Here is a 406-nt window from a genome sequence, read left to right on the forward strand (position 1 = left end):
AAAAGTTTTTGGGTGCTGCCTTTTTTCAAAAAGGCGGCGTCTTTTGAAGATTTTTGGAAAAATCTTCATCCAAAAGCCTTTATAATTTCAGGATGTTATTGATCCTGACTGTTCAAACAGTCTCTTATTTATATACAAGGTTACAAGGTCCCGTTTGACCTGTCAGGCTGACTTGCATCAAGAAGTTAGGAGCAGGAACCTGCTGACATGATGAAGATTTTTGAAAAAAAACTTTATACAGAAATAAAATTTCAAAAAATAAGTTTATACGCTGAAAGCGTTCCCCATTTCCTGTCGATAGAACCTGTGGGATGTTTTTCAACAGGTTCCAAGGGACTGTTTGAAAAGTCAGAATCAACAACATCCTGAAATTATAAAAGTTTTTGGTGAAGCTTTTTTCAAAAAG

At 35.2% G+C, this 406-nt stretch carries 1 protein-coding gene; it reads right to left on the reverse strand.

Features of this window, described 5'->3' with window-relative positions; translation table 11 throughout:
* Positions 1-124 precede the first annotated feature (124 nt).
* Positions 125-406, reverse strand: a 282-nt coding sequence (locus tag B7G66_RS18525; RefSeq protein ID WP_206778213.1) for a hypothetical protein, incomplete at its 5' end; no start/stop codon positions are given.

This window comes from Novacetimonas hansenii JCM 7643 (genome assembly GCF_000964405.1).
GTDB lineage: Bacteria > Pseudomonadota > Alphaproteobacteria > Acetobacterales > Acetobacteraceae > Novacetimonas > Novacetimonas hansenii.